The organism is Streptomyces sp. NPDC004752, assembly GCF_053601275.1.
Genome location: NZ_JBSGBN010000024.1, coordinates 6,670 through 23,894, shown reverse-complemented (window position 1 = coordinate 23,894; position 17,225 = coordinate 6,670). Strand labels below are relative to the sequence as shown.

Genomic DNA, 17,225 nt, shown 5'->3' with positions numbered 1-17,225 from the left:
TCGCGAAGATTCGGTCGCAGCGGCTGTGCATCGTGTTTCACGTGAAACGTCGCTCACTCTTGCACGGCATCATCAGCCGCGGCCGGGCCGCGGCCGAACCTCGCGACCGTAAGTCGCTCGGGACGCTCGGGGAGACACCCGCCTCAGACGGTGCTCCGTCCCCCTTCAAGGGCGCGGAGTTGTCCACAGAGGTGGATTTCTCCACAGAACCCCGGGCCTCACTGGTTCGCGACCCCGAAGGCATGGGAGGCTCTGTTCATTGCGAGCCTGAAGTCGAGGAGAGTGAATCCTTGCGGTCCGACGCCAACATCGCGGGACCGATGACCGATCCGGTCCCCGGTCCCCGTACCGAGTCGATGGGGGTGGATGTTTCACGTGAAACACCGCCCCCGATGGACGACACTCCCATCGGTCGTGCTGCCCAGCTGGCGGTGGAGGCTCTGGGCCGCACCGGCGAAGGACTGCCACGGCCCGAGCAGACCCGAGTCATCGTGGTCGCCAACCAGAAGGGCGGCGTCGGCAAGACCACGACTACGGTCAACCTTGCCGCTTCGCTCGCTCTGCACGGCGCCCGTGTCTTGGTGGTCGACCTCGACCCACAGGGCAATGCCTCCACCGCACTGGGTATCGATCATCACGCCGAAGTCCCTTCGATCTACGACGTGTTGGTCGAAAGCAAGCCGCTGGCGGAGGTAGTACAGCCGGTCCCCGATGTCGAGGGCCTCTTCTGCGCCCCTGCCACGATCGACCTCGCCGGTGCGGAGATCGAGTTGGTGTCGCTGGTGGCGCGCGAGAGTCGGCTCCAGCGGGCCATCCAGGCGTATGAGCAGCCCTTGGACTACATCCTCATCGACTGCCCGCCATCGCTCGGCCTGCTGACCGTCAACGCCTTGGTGGCCGGGGCCGAGGTCCTCATCCCCATCCAGTGCGAGTACTACGCGCTGGAGGGTCTGGGGCAACTGCTGCGCAACGTCGATCTGGTGCGGGGCCACCTCAACCCCGCCCTGCATGTGTCGACCATCCTGCTCACCATGTACGACGGCCGGACGCGTCTTGCCTCCCAGGTCGCCGAAGAGGTGCGCAGCCACTTCGGCGACGAGGTGCTGCGGACGAGCATTCCCCGCTCGGTCCGTATCTCCGAGGCACCGAGCTATGGGCAGACGGTGCTGACCTACGATCCTGGATCGAGCGGCGCCCTCTCCTATCTTGAGGCGGCACGAGAGATCGCGCTGAAGGGCGTCGGTGTCACCTACGACCCGACGCAGGCCCACATCGGGCCGCAGAGCAACCCGAGCATGGTGGAGGGGATCCAGTGAGTGAGCGACGGAGGGGGCTGGGCCGCGGACTGGGAGCACTGATCCCTGCTGCCCCGACCGAGAGGAACCCGGCCTCGGCCGCGGTGGGGGGAGCGGCATCCCCGTCCCCCGCTGTGGTCCCGGTGCTGACGACGGACCGCGGGGTGGCCGCGGCGAAGGTGACCACGCTGCCTTCTGTTTCACATGAAACCGAGGAGCCGTCGGTCTTCAGCATCATGGAGACGCCCGCACCGCCGATGGGCGCTCACTTCGCTGAGATCCCCCTCGACTCCATCACCCCGAACCCGCGCCAGCCGCGTGAGGTCTTCGACGAGGACGCGCTGCACGAACTCGTCACCTCCATCAAGGAGGTCGGCCTCCTCCAGCCCGTCGTCGTACGGCAGTTGGGCCCCGCACGCTACGAGCTCATCATGGGTGAGCGGCGTTGGCGCGCCTGCCGCGAGGCCGGCCTTGAGGCGATCCCCGCGATCGTGCGGGCGACGGACGACGAGAAGCTCCTCCTGGATGCCCTCCTGGAGAACCTGCACCGTGCCCAGCTGAACCCGCTGGAAGAGGCCGCCGCCTACGACCAGTTGCTCAAGGACTTCAACTGCACGCACGATCAACTGGCGGACCGGATCGGTCGTTCCCGCCCGCAGGTCTCCAACACCCTGCGTCTGTTGAGGCTGTCGCCGGCCGTCCAGCGACGGGTCGCCGCCGGAGTGCTCTCCGCCGGGCACGCCCGGGCGCTGCTGTCCGTGGAGGACTCCGAGGAGCAGGACCGGCTGGCCCATCGGATCGTGGCCGAGGGGCTCTCGGTGCGTGCCGTCGAGGAGATCGTGACTCTGATGGGCTCCCGCCCCCAGACCGCGCAGCGGTCCAAGGGGCCCCGGGCCGGAGCCCGGGTCTCCCCGGCGCTGAACGACCTCGCCACCCGTCTCTCGGACCGATTCGAGACGCGAGTGAAGGTCGACCTCGGTCAGAAGAAGGGCAAGATCACGGTCGAGTTCGCCTCCATGGACGACCTTGAGCGGATCCTCGGGACGCTTGCTCCGGGTGCGGGACCGGTCTTCCAGCAGGGTCTCCCTGATGGGGACGACTCCGAGGTCTCGGAGGACTGACCGCACGGGCGTCCCTGCCCTGTCGGACGACGGAGCGGATCGTGTTCGGTGTGTGCCGGAACACGGTCCGCTCTTTGCTTTCTGTCGGTATCGATGAAATCGCATCGTGGATACGATGCGTTCGGGTATGGCGCATCCACCTGGCAGCACCTCTCGGTGGGAGGCGGGGGCCATGAGAACGGTGAGCCGGACCGGACTGATGAGCGCGGACCTGGGGCTGGGCGTGCTCGGCGGCTTCGTCGGCAGTCTGCTCAGGGAACGGAGCGCATTGACAGCCGCTCGCGATGCCGCGGGCATAGGAAGCGAGGAACAGCCTTCATGGGGCGTCGGCTCGTACCGCTCACGCTGGACAACCTTCAGGATCTGCCCAAGCGCTGTCGCTCGTGTGTCTTCTGGGAACTCGACCCGGTCAGCGGCGAGGCCGCGGTAAAGGCGGGCACGGTCACGGTGGAGAAGGAGGGCTGGATCTCCGCGGTCCTTCTGGACTGGGGATCCTGTGGCCGGGTGGTCTATGTCGATGAGGTACCGGTCGGGTTCGTGCTCTATGCGCCTCCGGCCTATGTCCCCCGCTCCACGGCCTTTCCGACGAGTCCCGTCTCCCCCGATGCGGTGCAGCTGATGACCGCGTTCATCATGCCCGGCTATCAGGGGCAGGGACTGGGCCGGGTGATGGTGCAGACGGTCGCCAAGGATCTGCTGCGCCGTGGGTTCAAGGCGATCGAGGCGTTCGGGGACGCCCGCTGGAAGGAACCCGCCTGCGTCCTGCCCGCCGATCATCTGCTCGCGGTGGGCTTCAAGACGGTACGCCCCCACCCCGCCTACCCGCGACTGCGTCTGGAGCTGCGCACGACGCTGTCGTGGAAGGAAGATGTGGAGATGGCCATCGACCGGCTCTTGGGGGCTGTACAGAAGGAACCAGCGCTTCGGCCGCTCTAGGAATGCCGTCGCTGATGTCGGCGCTCTCAAGCGAGTGGGCCAACCCATCCGGGTTGGCCCACTCGTGTTTCACGTGAAACATGCCCCGTCGGTTCGACGGCGCCGCCGACTACTCGGCGATGAAGTCCTCAAGGTCACGGACGATCGCGGCCTTCGGCTTGGCGCCGACGATGGTCTTGGCGACCTCTCCGCCCTGGTAGACGTTCAGCGTGGGGATCGACATGACGCCGTACTTGGCGGCCGTGTCCGGGTTCTCGTCGATATTGAGCTTGACGACCTCGATCTTGTCGCCGTACTCGGCGGCAATGGCCTCAAGGGACGGAGCGATCTGACGGCACGGACCGCACCAGGCGGCCCAGAAGTCCACCAGGACGGGCTTGTCGCTCTTGAGGACATCCTCGTCGAAGGAGGAGTCGGTCACATTCTTCAGGGTGCCGGCCACGGCGGGCTCCTTAACTTGGTCGTGCGGTGGGGCGGAAGGGGGTCAGACGGAGGTCTTCTCGGGCTCGGCCTTCTCCTCGTCCGCGAGGGCGGAGAGGAAACGCTCGGCGTCGAGAGCGGCGGAGCAGCCGGTGCCGGCCGCGGTGATTGCCTGTCGGTACGTGTGGTCGACCACGTCACCGGCGGCGAAGACACCGGTCAGGTTGGTCCGGGTGGAGGGTGCGTCGACCTTCAGATAGCCCTCCCCGTCCAGGTCGAGTTGGCCCTTGAACAGCTCGGTGCGCGGGTCATGTCCGATCGCGATGAACAGACCCGTCACCGGGAGGTCGGACAGCTCGCCCGTCTTGACGTTGCGGAGCTTCAGACCGGAGAGCTTCGGGTCGCCCTGAACCTCGGCGACCTCGCTGTCCCAGACGAACTTGATCTTCGAGTCGGCGAAGGCGCGCTCCTGCATCGCCTTGGAAGCACGCAGGGTGTCCCGACGGTGGACGATCGTCACCGACTTGGCGAACCGGGAGAGGAAGGTGGCCTCCTCCATCGCGGTGTCGCCGCCGCCGATCACGGCGATGTCCTGGTCCTTGAAGAAGAACCCGTCACAGGTGGCGCACCAGGAGACACCACGGCCGGAGAGGGCGTCCTCGTTCGGCAGGCCCAGCTTGCGGTGCTGGGAGCCGGTGGTGACGATGACGGCCTTCGCCTTGTGGACAGTGCCCGCGGTGTCCGTGACAGTCTTGATCTCACCCGTGAGGTCGACGGCGACGACATCATCCGGCACCAGCTCGGCACCGAAGCGCTCCGCCTGGGCCCGCATGTTGTCCATCAGCTCGGGGCCCATGATGCCGTCGCGGAAACCCGGGAAGTTCTCCACGTCGGTGGTGTTCATCAGCGCACCACCGGCGGTGACGGCACCCTCGAACACCAGAGGCTTCAGCGACGCGCGCGCGGTGTAAAGCGCCGCCGTGTAACCGGCGGGCCCGGAGCCGATGATGATCACGTTACGGACGTCGCTCACGGCTTGATTCCTCGTCTCTGGTCTACGTCATTTCGACCGGTGGGAGCCCCTCTCAGAACTCTCACCCCACCCAACGGATCCTACGGGGCCCGCATTCCCGGTGTGCCCGGGCACACGGGGATGCCCCACAGGAGCGTTGTCGTTGTGGACCGAGGTGAACCGCAGCCGCTCAAGGAGACGAACCGGGGGCGCTCAGGAACGGGCGAAGGACTGCTTCCACAGAACGGTGCCCGGCGATACCGGCTCGCGGCCGACACAGGCCGCGTCGACGACGTACGCGGTGACCCGAGTGCTGTCGCCGGCATCGGGCAGCACGACGAGATAGGCGTCCTTCCCGTCGTATGTCCCCTTCTTGGTGCCGAGGATGTCGGCCCTGCTGTTGATGCCGTCCCGGATACAGTCCGGGACCGGGGCGGAGGTCTGGAGCAGGGTGTCCGCGCTTTCGCCGACACTCGGGACACCGGACTCCGGCCCGACATCCAGCCGCGGCCTCCGACTGTCGGAGCCATGCGGGGAGCCCCGACGCGTGGTGAGGAGGTCGGTCACCTGGCTCTGGAGGCTCTTCTCGGAGAAGGTGCCGGCTGCGGTGGTCTGCTGTCCCTGGCCGGTCGTAGCGGTGTGGTCGGTGCCGAGAGTCTGGAGCAGCAACGATCCGGCGCCCAGGACGGCAGCTGTGAGGACGGCGCCCATGACGATGGTCCTACGGCGCCCGCGGCGGCGATCCTTGCGTCCCGGTCCGGTCGCCCCATGGGGACGCCCGGCGGGCCGGTCCGACGGAGCCGATGTTTCACGTGAAACATGCGTCCCGGCGTTCCCGTCGGAGCTGTCGGGCGCGGCGCTGACCGAGTACCCGGCGGCCAGGGGATCGTCGGCCGCCCTGGCGTCGAGCAGTGCCTCCGCGGCGAGCGCGGCGTCGATCCGGTCGGCCACATCGGTGGGCATCCGTGGCGGGCCCGGCACAGTTCCCAGGAGCCCGCGGATCTCCTCCAGCGAGCGATGGACATCCGCGCACAGATCGCAGGAGTCGAGGTGCCGCCGTACATCCGTGGTGCGGGACGGCGGGAGCATGCTTTCGGTGAAGTCGGAGATCTCGGCGACGTCCGGGTGCCCGGTCGGATCCGTCAAGGAAGTCACGCTCGCCCACCTCCACCCTTCACTGCGGCTGAATCACTGGACCCCGATGCCTGTGAGCCACTGTCCCCAGGGCCCGCTGCCGGTGGGACGGATGTCCCCTGCGACCGGTTCCGTGCCGGATCCGGCTCCTTGTCGTCGCCGGCTTCGTCCGCGTCGTCCCCGGTTTGTTCCGCCCGTAGATGGGCGACCAAGGGCAGGAGTCTGGCTCTGCCGCGAGCGCAGCGACTCTTCACGGTCCCGGTGGGTACATCGAGGATGCGGGCCGCCTCGGCCACCGGGTAGCCCTGCATGTCCACCAGGACGAGAGCGGCACGCTGGTCGTGCGGAAGCGTCCCGAGGGCCTCCAGGAGCTCCCGGTGCAGATCGTTGCGCTCGACGGGCGCCGAGGCCGATTCATGCGGCTCCAGCAGCTGTTCCAGCCGCTCGGTGTCGTCGACCGGCGCGGTCTTCCTGGACGCCACCTTGCGGGCGCGGTCCAGACAGGCGTTCACCGTGATCCGGTGCAGCCAGGTCGTGACGGCCGAGTGTCCACGGAAGGTGTGGGCGGCCCGGTAGGCGGAGACGAGGGCGTCCTGGACGGCGTCGGCCGCCTCCTCGCGGTCCCCCAGCGTCCGCAGGGCAACCGCCCACAGCCGGTCCCGGTGGCGGCGGACCAGCTCACCGAAGGCATCGGGATCACCCTTGACGTGCCGGGCGAGCAGATCCTGATCGCTCACCCCGTCGAATCCGGTGCCGTCCGCCATCTGACCCCCTCCGCCTCCGGTGAACGTCAGTCCGTGAACTTCACCTCGGTGATGGCCTGCTTGTATCCGGCACCGCTGTACTCGGTGGGGTCCTCGCCCGAGTACGGCACCGCGGTGAGCCACACGAGGACGTACCGGGTCTTCACCGGCTTGCTGAGCTTCACCGTGGCGTTGGTGCCACCCGTCCTGACCTTGCCGACCTTGTCCATGGCGTCGAGCGACGACGGCGTCAGCGAGTCGGACGCGTACAGCTCGACGGTGGTGTGATCGCCAGCGTAGCGAAGCCCGACGGACGCCGTGGAGAGTTCCTTCACCGAGCCGAGGTCGTAGACGATGCCCACGCCCGTCTTGAACAGGGCGATGGACGGGCCCTCGGTGAAGGTCTTGGTCCGCCAGGTCGTCGAGGTGTCGTTGTCGTATGTCTTGGCGACGTCATTGGGGTGCTGGGCGTCCCCCTCGGCGACGAACTCCTGGGCGCCCTTGATCTTGAGCGCCGTGGCCGGCTTGGACTTCTCCTTGCTCTTGTCGCCCTCGTCCGTCGTCTGTGTGTTGCTGGTGTCGTCGGACTGGTCGCCCTGGTGCATCAGGGCGTCCGCGAGCTGCCAGCTGCCCAGTCCCAGGGCGGCGATCAGCAGCGCGGAGACCGCCCACTTGAGGGCTTTGCCGGTGCGGCTCTGCAGCGGGGGCGGCGGGGCCTGGATGGGCTGGGTGACGCCGGGACGCGGCGCCGGACGGCCGTAGGTGCCCTGTTGGTACGTCGTGCGCTGGTACTCGGGCGGCGCGGTGAACGCCGGCTCCGGCGGGCGGATGCGGGGCATCTCGCCGATCGCCTTCACCAGCTCCTCCGGCGTGGTGCACGCCGCCTCGTGCCGGGAGGCGGTGGCGCCGTCGTTGACGAGCGCACGCATGGCCAGCTCCGACAGGCCACGGTGGACACCGGCTCGCACCTGGTCCGGGGCGATCAGACCGATGTGCTTGGGCAGTCCGGACAGACCATAGGCATCGCTCTCGTACGGCCAGCGCTGGGTGAGCGCGGCGTAGAGCAGGGCACCGATCGACTCGGTGTCCGTGCGCTGCGGGGTGTCGGAGCTGATGCCGCGCAGCGCGGCGTTCACGGCGAGGCCCCGGATGCGCCACTGGCCGGTGGAGGCGCGCAGCACGGCGTTCGGATTGAGGCGGAGATGGGCGAGGCCCTCGCGGTGGGCTGCCGCCATGGCGGAGGAGACCTGGCTGACCATCTGGTAGGCGTCGTGCGGCTCCAGCGGCCCGGCGGACAGCAGCGTGGTCAGTTCGGTGGCGTCGGGCAGCCACTCGTGCACGACGTAGACGAGGTCGTTCTCCTCGACGGCGTCCAGGACCTGGACGAAGCGGGGATCGCCGAGCAGCGCGGAGGAGCGGGCGGCGGCCAGGACACTGCGGGCCCGCGCATGGTTCGCAGGCAGGATATGCACGCCGACGGCCCGGCGGAGCTTCTCATCGACCGCACGCCAACTGCTGAATCCGTCCAGACGGGTGACGCACTCTTCGAGGCGGTACCGTCCGGCGAGCTTGTGACCGCTGTGCAACTCGGGAGGGGAGGGATTCTTCTCGCGGTTTTCGGACCCGTCGCTCCCCTGTGCCTCGTCGTTGTCCGTGTCCCGCTCCGCGTTCTGGGTCACCCCGTCGGCCGTGGACTGGTCCGCCTTGGCGGTCAGCGGCTTGTCACCGCTGTTGTCTGCCACGTCGACGGCAGCCGTGCTCCGTTCCGCCACCGTCGTTCCCTGCCTCCCCATCCGTTGCACGCTCTCCGACGCCGAAACCAATTGTGCCCACAGTCTGCCGCTAAGCACGACACACGAAGGCGGACGATGGTTGTGCGGTACCCCCGCCTCAGCGTCCCAGACGCCCGCGCACCATGCCCATGAGGGAGTTGATCTCCTCGATGCGCATGCGGCGGGCCCCGACGAAGAAGACACCGAGCAGCAGGGCACCGCCGGCCACCAGCGCGAGGAAGGAACCGACGACGCCCTGGCCGAGGGAGTGGCCGATGCCGTAGCAGGCCGCACCGCTGAGCGCCGCGGCCGGTACGGAGGCGATGCACAGCCGCGCGTACGTCCGCAGGACACGGGCCCCGTCCAGGTCGCCGCCGAGCCGCTTGCGCAGCCGCTTCCAGGCGACGCCCACGCCGATCGCGTACGCGAGGCCGTACGAGGCGGCCATGCCGGCCACGGCCCAGCGGGCGGGCAGCAGGAAGTAACAGGCCGCCGAGGCGCCCGCGTTGACCAAGGCCACGATGACCGTGTTGTAGAAGGGGGTGCGGGTGTCCTCGTAGGCGTAGAAGGCGCGCAGGACGACGTACTGCACGGAGTAGGGGATCAGGCCGAGTCCGAAGGCCATCAGCATGTAGCCCATGTTGGTGGCCTCGCTGGTGCCCGAGGAGCCGAAGATCAGCGTGCAGATCGGGATACCGAGGGCCAGGAAGGCGAACGCGACGGGCACGATCGCCACGGCCGTCGTCCGCAGCCCCTGGGAGATGTCGTCGCGGATGGCGCCCGTGTCGTTCTCGGCGGCCGAGCGCGAGATCCGCGGCAGCAGCGCCGCCATCAGCGAGACGGTGATGATGGCCTGCGGCAGGCCCCAGATCAGCTGGGCGGTGGCGTAGGCGGCGAAGCCGGTGCCGTCGACGGGCGAGTGCTTGCCGGCCGCGGTGGACAACTGGGTGACGACGAGTGCGCCCGCCTGGTTGGCGAGGACGAACAGGATGGTCCACTTGGCGAGCGCGGCGGCCTTGCCGAGGCCGTGGCCCTTCCAGTCGAAGCGCAGCCGCAGCCGGAAGCCGGTCTCCCGCAGATACGGGATCATCGCCAGGGCCTGGACGACCAGACCGAGCAGCACGCCGATGCCGAGCAGACGCTGGCCCTCCGGCGGGATGTTCGTGACCTTCATCCCGGAGTTCGCCGCGGTGCCGTACACCCAGATGAACATGCCGAGCGTCACGATGATGACGATGTTGTTCAGGACCGGGGTCCACATCATCGCGCCGAACTTCCCACGGACGTTGAGGATCTGACCCATCACCACGTGAATGCCCATGAAGAAGATCGAGGGCAGGAAGTAGCGGACGAAGGTGATGCCGACCTTGTTGGCGGCCGGGTCGCTCGCCACCGGGTCCGACAGCAGGCGGATCAGGAGCGGAGCGGCGAGAACGGCGAGCACCGTGAGCGCGCCGAGCGCCACCATCACCAGGGTCAGCAGACGGTTGGCGTATGCCTCGCCGCCGTCCTCGTCCTCCTTCATGGCGCGTACGAGCTGCGGCACGAAGACGGAGTTGAGGCCGCCGCCGACGGTCAGGACGTAGATCATCGTCGGCAGCTGGTAGGCGACCTGGAAGGTGTCACCGAGCAGACCGACACCCAGCGCCGACACGATCAGCGCGGAGCGGACGAAACCGGTGAGGCGGGAGACCATGGTGCCCGCCGCCATCACGGCACTCGACTTCAGCAGACCGGAAGCACGCCCGCCTTTCTTCGCGACGGGGGCGGCGGAGGAGGGCGCGGCCGCCGGGGCGGCGTCGGGACTGGGAGCGTTGGGGGCGGCGGGACCGGGGGGAGCGGCACCTGCCGGTGCGGGCGCTCCGGCCACGGGCGGCGCCGCCTGGTACTGCGCCTGCTGGTACTGCCCCGCCTGGTAGGAGTCCCCGGAGGACTGGGCCCCCTGGTACTGCGTCCCCTGATAGGGGGCCGCCGGATACTGTGCCGGATACGGCCCGGCGGGGTTCTGGTTCCCAGGTTGCGGGGCCGCCTGGTACTGCTCCACCGGGCCCTGCCCGCCGCCCTGGCCGGGTCCGGCCGGGGACTCGATGGACGGCTGCCCGCCGCCCTGCTGCTGGTCCCGGAAGAGATGGGCGAAAGCGTCCGGCTCGTGGTACTCCTCGCCGGAGTGGGTGACGAGGTCGTCCACGCCCACGAACTGGGTCGTACGGGGATCGTCACCGTAAGGCAGGTGCTGGGTCGGCCCGGCCGGCTCGGGCGCCGGGGGCTGCGCCCACACGCGCGGGTCGGGGGCGTAGGGCGACTGGGCCGGCTGGCCGTACAGCGACTGCTGCGGGTGGGCTCCCGGGGGCGGCGGGGGGTGCGCTGCCCGGTCGTAGAGCGCCTCGCCGACCGGGTCCTGGGCGGTGAGGTCCTGCGCGCGGTAGGGGTCCTGGTCGTAAGCGTCCTGGAGATACATGTCCGCCGCGTGCTGCGGCGGTACCTGGCCGGGTTCGGGCGGCGGCTCGGGGTAGCCCGAGCCGGCCGCGCCCTGGCCGCGGTCACCGTCGTACGGCGCGTTCATGGTTACCCCACCTCATCGTCCCCGGGCCGACCGGCCACGACATCGCTCAACGGTCCACTCTCTCACCCGTCGCGGACGGGTCGACGCTTTCCGATGCGGTGTCCGGCGTCGGGTCACTCGGCTGCTCTGGCTCGGATCCCCCGGAACGGGCCTCGGACTCCTTCTGGAGGCGCGCCGAAGGGTCCTCCTGGAGACGCTCCGAAGGGCCTTCGGGGTTCTGCGGCCCCTCGGCGTTCTCCCCCGCGGTGTCCGGCCCGTCCTCCTCGGCCTGCCGGGCGGCCGCGCGCTTGCGCTGCGTGTACATACGGAAGCCGGCGAGGACGAGGAGCAGCACGCCGCCGCCGATGACGAGCATCACGGTGGGGGTGACCTCGGTGACCTTCACATCGAAGCTGACCGGAGCGCCGTACTCCTGGCCGTCTTCCGTGAACAGCTGGGCGATGACGGTCACCCGGCCGTTGGCATTGGCCGAGGTGGTGAACTTCACGGACTGGCTGTGCCCGCCGGAGACGTCGACGGGCTGCTCCGCGTATGCCTTGCCGCCGATGCTGAGGCGGGTCGGCATGGTCGAGCGGAGTCGCAGGACCAGGTGGTCGACGTCCTGCACCAGATTGTTCTGGACCGTGACCGGGATGGTGGCGCTGCGGCCGGAGAGCTTCGTCTCCGACTTGTCGATCAGTTTGACCTGGTCGGTCAGGTGGTCGAGCCAACCCTCCACGCCCTGCCGGAAGCCGCCCGCCGCGCCCCCCCTGTCTCGCCAGGACGTGGACATCTCCCGGTTTATGGCCCGCCCGAAGGGGGTCACCACCCGGGACTTGTCGGTCAGGATCACCTGGAAGTTGTCGAGCGTGTCCTGCGTTTGGGCGATCTGCTCGAAGGTCGTCCGCGGCAGCTCCCGCTTGCGCAGCGAGGAGGGGTACGCGGACCTGGAGGGGATCTTCGTGGTGGCACCGGGGTCGGGCTTGGCCTTGGCGGCGGCGGTGAGTTCCTGGGACTGGGACCAGTTCCCGCCCTCCAGCGCCGTGATCGCCTGGGCCATCGCCCGGGCCTGGCTCGCGGTCGGCATGCGCTGCGGGGCGACGACGATGCTGCGCTGGCGGTTGGTCTGGGCGTTGAGCGCGAGACTCTGCGCGAGGAACTTCTGCACGGCGAGGGTGGTCGCGCCCCCCGTTGTCAGATCGCCCTCGAACGCCGTGGACAGCCGTGCGTCGGCCACGATCGCCGTCGTGCCGCCGCCGATCGGACGGGCCGCGGAGGGCGTGTAGGACAGGCCGCCGGTCTCCTGGAGGCTGTCGCTGCGGGCGATGACCTTGTCGGCGCCCGCTGAGGTGGCCACCTTGATGATCGACGGGTCGACGGCGCCCTCCACCGGCCAGGCGAAGTCGGTGCTCGGTGTGACGTGGAGCACCGTCTGGACCGTGGTGGCGGCGACGTCCGTAGCGTCCTTGAGGTGGCTGAGCGAGCCCGTGACGCTGGTGCCGTTGTGGGCGAGGGAAGCCAGGTCCGGGTCGGCGAAGGGCAGGGCGACGACCTGTTTGCCGGCCACCGCCTTCTGCAGGTCCGCGAGGAACTGCTTGGCCACCGCCTGGTGAGTGCCGGCCGTGGTGGTGTCGCCGTCGCCCTGGATCTGGTAGTTGCGGGTCATGGCGTCCACCGTGGCCAGCAGGTCCGGGTCGATCACCCAGGTGACGTCGAGTCCGGTGCCGAGCGCCAGCATCTGGGCCAGCCGGCCGCCGGGAGAGATCTCCTTGGCGAGGTCGTCGTTGAGGAAGACCGGCGTCTGGTGCTCACCGGGACCGGTCTTCGCCGTCATACTGACGCTGGAGATCAGCGGCCACAAGAACGTCGTCCTCGTGCGGGTGCCGGCCTCCGTCGGCTGCCAGGGCAGGAAGGTGCGCCGGATGCCCAGCACCTGTTCCCAGGGCTGAGCGGAGGTCTGACCGGAGAGCGAGACGTCGAATTCGTAGACGCCGTCCTGACCGAGGTCGAGCTGGTCGACCGGGACGGAGATGCTGAAGCGCTCGGCGACCCCTGGAGAGAGCTTGGCGAAGGTCTCCACGTAGGTGCCGCCCACCTCGGCGGCAAAGATCCCCTGGGGGTCGTCGGACCGCCGGGCGGTGCTGTCGACGGCCGAGCGGGTGGTCAGCAGCGGGCCCACACGGAGTCCCACATGGGCGTCGGTGACCGCTTGCTTGCCCTTGTTGGTCACCGTGCCCGACACGGTCAGCGTGTCCCCTTCGGCGGGGGCGCTGGGCGTGAGGGAGTCCACAGAGACGGATACGGTGCCCGAGGAGGCGGCCTGTGCGGGCGCCGCGGTGCGCAGCAGGAAACCACCCGCCAGCAGAGGTACAGCGGCGAGCAGCGCCGCGGTGCGCCGCAGCCACCGGCGGGCAGGTGAGGAAGCCGTCCCCTGGAAGTCTGCCGCCTCGGCCACGCGCTCGCCCGTCCCTCGTCGTCGTCAGTGGTCGTCGCAATGTGCGTCCACGCATGGTAACGATGCGCGCTGAGGGGAAGTGCCGCGGTCCACCTCACAAGATCGGGGACGGTGACGGTCCGTCCCGCATGCTCGGTATCAAGCGGAAAGTGCGAGTGTGCCGTGATAGCGGTGCTTGCGCTGGTACGGACGGAGATGGTCGTCCGGGCCTAATGGGGGCGCTCCCGGTGGTCTGAGCCACGTACCCTGTTTTGTTGTGCCGAACGCCAACGAAGACTCTCCTACTGCCCTGAGCCAGGTGCAGCAGCGCGCGGTGAGCGAACTGCTGCGGGTGGCCCCCGTCGCCGACGATCTCGCCCGCCGTTTCCAGGAGGCCGGGTTCTCACTCGCCCTGGTCGGCGGCTCGGTGCGGGACGCGCTGCTCGGCCGGCTCGGCAACGATCTGGACTTCACCACCGACGCCCGTCCCGAGGACGTACTCAAGATCGTGCGGCCCTGGGCGGACGCGGTGTGGGAGGTCGGGATCGCCTTCGGCACGGTCGGTGCGCAGAAGGACGGCTACCAGATCGAGGTGACCACCTACCGGTCGGAGGCATACGACCGCACCTCGCGCAAGCCAGAGGTGTCGTACGGCGACTCCATCGAGGAGGATCTCGTCCGCCGTGACTTCACGGTCAACGCGATGGCCGTGGCCCTGCCGGAGAAGAAGTTCATCGATCCGCACGGTGGCCTTGAAGATCTCGCGGCCCGCGTGCTGCGTACGCCGGGTGCCCCCGAGGACTCCTTCTCCGACGATCCGCTGCGCATGCTGCGGGCCGCGCGCTTCGCCGCCCAGCTCGACTTCGAGGTGGCCCCCGAGGTCGTCACGGCGGTGAAGGAGATGGCCGCCCGGATCGAGATCGTCTCGGCCGAGCGGGTCCGGGACGAGCTGAACAAGCTGATCCTGTCCGCGTACCCGCGCAAGGGCCTGGCGCTGCTCGTCGACACCCGCCTGGCCGACCATGTGCTGCCCGAGCTGCCGGCGCTTCGTCTGGAGCGCGACGAGCATCACCGACACAAGGACGTCTACGACCACTCACTGATCGTCCTTGAGCAGGCGATCGCCCTGGAGGAGGGCGGACCGGATCTGACGCTCCGGCTGGCCGCGCTGCTCCATGACATCGGCAAGCCGCGCACCCGCCGGTTCGAGAAGGACGGTCGGGTCTCGTTCCATCACCACGAGATGGTCGGGGCCAAGATGACCAAGAAGCGGATGGCGGCGCTGAAGTACTCCAACGACCTGGTGAAGGACGTCTCGCGGCTGGTCGAACTGCACTTGCGCTTCCATGGCTATGGCACCGGGGAGTGGACCGACTCGGCGGTCCGTCGTTACGTCCGTGACGCGGGGCCTCTCCTCGATCGACTGCACAAGCTGACCCGCTCCGACTGCACCACCCGGAACAAGCGGAAGGCGTTCGCGCTGTCCCGGGCGTACGACGGTCTGGAGGAGCGGATCGCCGAGCTTCAGGAGCAGGAGCAGCTCGATGCGATCCGGCCGGACCTCGATGGCAACCAGATCATGGAGATACTCGGGGTCGCACCCGGCCCGGTCGTGGGCAGGGCCTATAAGCATCTGCTGGAGCTTCGGCTGGAGAACGGCCCGATGGGGTACGACGCGGCAATGTCGGCGCTCAAGGAGTGGTGGGCCGAGCAGGGCTGAGGCCATGAAACGGGTCATGTTTCACGTGAAACATGACCCCGGACTGGAACCACCGAGGGGCGATGTTTCACGTGAAACATCGCCCCTCGGCCATCAGATCGCCTGAGCTTTTACTTGGTCTCCTTCAGGCACAGCACCACGTCGTGACCGCCGCCCGATTGCACGTAGGCGATCGTGGACCCCTTGACGGATGCGCACTTCTCCTGGTCGCTGGATCCGTCGAACTTCTCGACAACCTGGTACTGGGAGTCGCTGGAGGAGCAGTCGACCTCATTGAGCTTGGGGTCGGTGTACGACCCGTCGTTGTGCATGCAGGAACCCGCCGAGGTGGTCTCCGCGTCGTCACGGCTCAGGAACCAGCCGGCGCCGAACTTCAACGCAATCACGATGACGGCGACGACGAGGCCGCCGATGATGCGTATCGCCTTCTTGCCGACCCGGCCGGACCGGGCGGGCTGCGGCGGGGGGACGGGACCACCCTGAGCGGGGAACGGGGCGTAAGGCTGCTGCGGCTGACCGCCTTGGGGTGGGTAAGGGGCCTGACCCTGCGGCGGGTTGGGAGCCTGACCCTGGGGCGGCGGTGGAGTTGACACGAGGGGTCCCCCTGGAACCTTTGGTGCGCGTGGCGCGAAATAAGACTCACGTAAGTTAGCGGCTGCCACTGACATCGCCCTCATCGAGGGGGCCTCTGTGTCCTTGATGTGACACTCTCCGACGCTCAAAGCGGCCCATAGCCGCCGCAACCACCGCGTAGACAACGGCCACCACGACCACCAGCACGGTCGACCGGCCGTCCGGCGGGAGCATCAGGGCGGCGACCCCCGTGGCACCCACGAAGGCGACGTTGAACAGGACGTCGTACACGGAGAAGATCCGGCCACGGAAACCGTCGGCCACGGACGACTGGACGATCGTGTCCGTGGCGATCTTCGCGCCCTGGGTGGTCAGCCCCAGCATGAACGCGGCGACCAGCATGGGCGCCGTCGCGAACGGCAGGCCGAGCGCGGGCTCCAGGATCGCGGCGGCTCCGGCGCACACGACGATCCAGCGACCCGGTCCGATGCGTCCCACCACCCCGGGGGTCACCACGGCCGCAACGAAGAAGCCGGCGCCGGACACCCCCACCGCGAGCCCCAGCAGCCGGAGCCCGTCGTCGGGGGTGGCGGCGAGGGAGTACCGGCACAGCATCAACACCAGGACCAGCAACGCGCCGTAGCAGAAGCGCATCAGCGTCATCGCGGACAGCGCCCACACCGCCTCCCGGCGCCGGGGCTCGGCGAGATGCCGCACGGCCGCCAACAGATCGCGTGCGGTGTCCGCGAGAGCCGTGCCGAGGTGTGGTTGCAGCGCTCCCCGGTCGGGGCCGAGCAGTTCGGGTGCCATGGTGAGCGACACGAGGGCCGAGCACAGATAGAGCGTGGCGCCCAGCAGCACCACCGCGGCGTCGGAGTCCGACACCACCAGCCGTACGACGAAGGCGAGACCGCCGCCCGCAGTGGCGGCGAGCGTACCGGCGGTCGGCGAAAGGGAGTTGGCCATCACCAGCCGCTCGGCGTCCACCACGCGCGGCAGCGACGCGGACAGGCCGGCGAGGACGAAGCGGTTGACGGCGGTGACGCACAGCGCGGAGACGTAGAACAGCCAGTCCGGGACGTCGCTGACCATCAGGACGGCGGTGGCCGCCGCGAGAACGGCACGCAGCAGATTGCCGTAGACGAAGACCTGACGGCGCCGCCAGCGGTCCAGCAGGACACCCGCGAACGGGCCGACCAGGGAGTAAGGCAGCAGCAGCACCGCCATCGCCGAGGCGATCGCGGCGGCCGAGGTCTGCTTCTCCGGGGAGAAGACGACGTATGCGGCGAGCGCGACCTGGTAGACGCCGTCGGCGCCCTGGGAGAGCAGGCGTACGGAGAGCAGGCGGCGGAAGTTCCGCAAGCGCAGCAGGACGCGCAGGTCACGGACGACGGGCATGGGGCACAGCCTCACACACGGGCGGGGTGCCCCGCGGCGGGGGGCCGGGGGGCCCCCCCCCCCCCGGGGGGGGGGGCTTTAGGGGGGGCGTGCCGCCGACCAGGCGCCGGCGGATATTATTACAC

13 protein-coding genes are annotated in these 17,225 nt (G+C 69.0%); 4 read left to right on the top strand and 9 right to left on the bottom strand.

Translation table 11 applies throughout. From position 1 onward, the window contains the following. The first annotated feature begins 242 nt into the window (after positions 1–242). The 3 genes from ACWEKM_RS12840 (at position 243) to ACWEKM_RS12830 (ending at position 3,352) form a co-directional block, all read left to right on the top strand. A complete protein-coding gene (locus ACWEKM_RS12840) occupies positions 243–1,316 on the top strand; it encodes a ParA family protein (protein ID WP_451621210.1) in 1,074 nt (357 codons plus the stop codon). Further along, a complete protein-coding gene (locus ACWEKM_RS12835; protein WP_451621209.1) occupies positions 1,313–2,416 on the top strand; it encodes a ParB/RepB/Spo0J family partition protein in 1,104 nt (367 codons plus the stop codon). The genes ACWEKM_RS12840 and ACWEKM_RS12835 overlap by 4 nt, the downstream gene beginning before the upstream one ends. 318 nt (positions 2,417–2,734) lie before the next feature. Next, complete coding sequence (locus tag ACWEKM_RS12830; protein WP_451621208.1) at positions 2,735–3,352, top strand: GNAT family N-acetyltransferase; 618 nt, start codon at positions 2,735–2,737, stop codon at positions 3,350–3,352. Positions 3,353–3,461: 109 nt separating this feature from the next. Here the strand turns inward: ACWEKM_RS12830 and trxA are convergent, their stop codons facing one another. From trxA to ACWEKM_RS12795, 7 genes are all read right to left on the bottom strand, one after another. Continuing rightward, entirely contained in the window at positions 3,462–3,794 is a 333-nt protein-coding gene (gene trxA, locus ACWEKM_RS12825; RefSeq protein ID WP_451621207.1) for a thioredoxin, read from the bottom strand. Positions 3,795–3,836: 42 nt separating this feature from the next. Then, positions 3,837–4,805, bottom strand: a complete 969-nt coding sequence (gene trxB / locus ACWEKM_RS12820) for a thioredoxin-disulfide reductase (RefSeq protein ID WP_451621206.1) — start codon at positions 4,803–4,805, stop codon at positions 3,837–3,839. 192 nt (positions 4,806–4,997) lie between these two features. Then, on the bottom strand, positions 4,998–5,939 hold the full coding sequence (locus ACWEKM_RS12815) for a hypothetical protein (protein ID WP_451621205.1): 942 nt from the start codon (positions 5,937–5,939) through the stop codon (positions 4,998–5,000). Continuing rightward, positions 5,936–6,682: an RNA polymerase sigma factor SigM gene (sigM, locus tag ACWEKM_RS12810; protein WP_451621204.1), complete on the bottom strand. Its 747-nt coding sequence runs from the start codon at positions 6,680–6,682 to the stop codon at positions 5,936–5,938. The genes ACWEKM_RS12815 and sigM overlap by 4 nt, the downstream gene beginning before the upstream one ends. Positions 6,683–6,708: 26 nt before the next feature. Further along, positions 6,709–8,433, bottom strand: a complete 1,725-nt coding sequence (locus ACWEKM_RS12805) for a protein kinase family protein (RefSeq protein WP_451621203.1) — start codon at positions 8,431–8,433, stop codon at positions 6,709–6,711. Positions 8,434–8,551: 118 nt separating this feature from the next. Beyond that, positions 8,552–10,996 carry a murein biosynthesis integral membrane protein MurJ gene (murJ, locus tag ACWEKM_RS12800; RefSeq protein WP_451621202.1) on the bottom strand — a complete coding sequence of 815 codons (2,445 nt, stop codon included), beginning with the start codon at positions 10,994–10,996 and terminating at the stop codon, positions 8,552–8,554. Between the two features lie 46 nt (positions 10,997–11,042). Further along, positions 11,043–13,430 carry a DUF6049 family protein gene (locus tag ACWEKM_RS12795; RefSeq protein WP_451621201.1) on the bottom strand — a complete coding sequence of 796 codons (2,388 nt, stop codon included), beginning with the start codon at positions 13,428–13,430 and terminating at the stop codon, positions 11,043–11,045. A 256-nt stretch (positions 13,431–13,686) separates the two neighbouring features. On the opposite strand from ACWEKM_RS12795, the gene ACWEKM_RS12790 reads away from it, so the two are divergent. Then, positions 13,687–15,129 carry a CCA tRNA nucleotidyltransferase gene (locus tag ACWEKM_RS12790; RefSeq protein WP_451621200.1) on the top strand — a complete coding sequence of 481 codons (1,443 nt, stop codon included), beginning with the start codon at positions 13,687–13,689 and terminating at the stop codon, positions 15,127–15,129. 110 nt (positions 15,130–15,239) lie between these two features. On the opposite strand, the gene ACWEKM_RS12785 is transcribed toward ACWEKM_RS12790, so the two are convergent. Beyond that, on the bottom strand, positions 15,240–15,722 hold the full coding sequence (locus tag ACWEKM_RS12785) for an LppU/SCO3897 family protein (protein ID WP_451621199.1): 483 nt from the start codon (positions 15,720–15,722) through the stop codon (positions 15,240–15,242). A gap of 55 nt (positions 15,723–15,777) precedes the next feature. After that, positions 15,778–17,100, bottom strand: coding sequence for an MFS transporter (locus ACWEKM_RS12780; protein WP_451621198.1), 1,323 nt, complete (start codon positions 17,098–17,100; stop codon positions 15,778–15,780). Positions 17,101–17,225 lie beyond the last annotated feature (125 nt).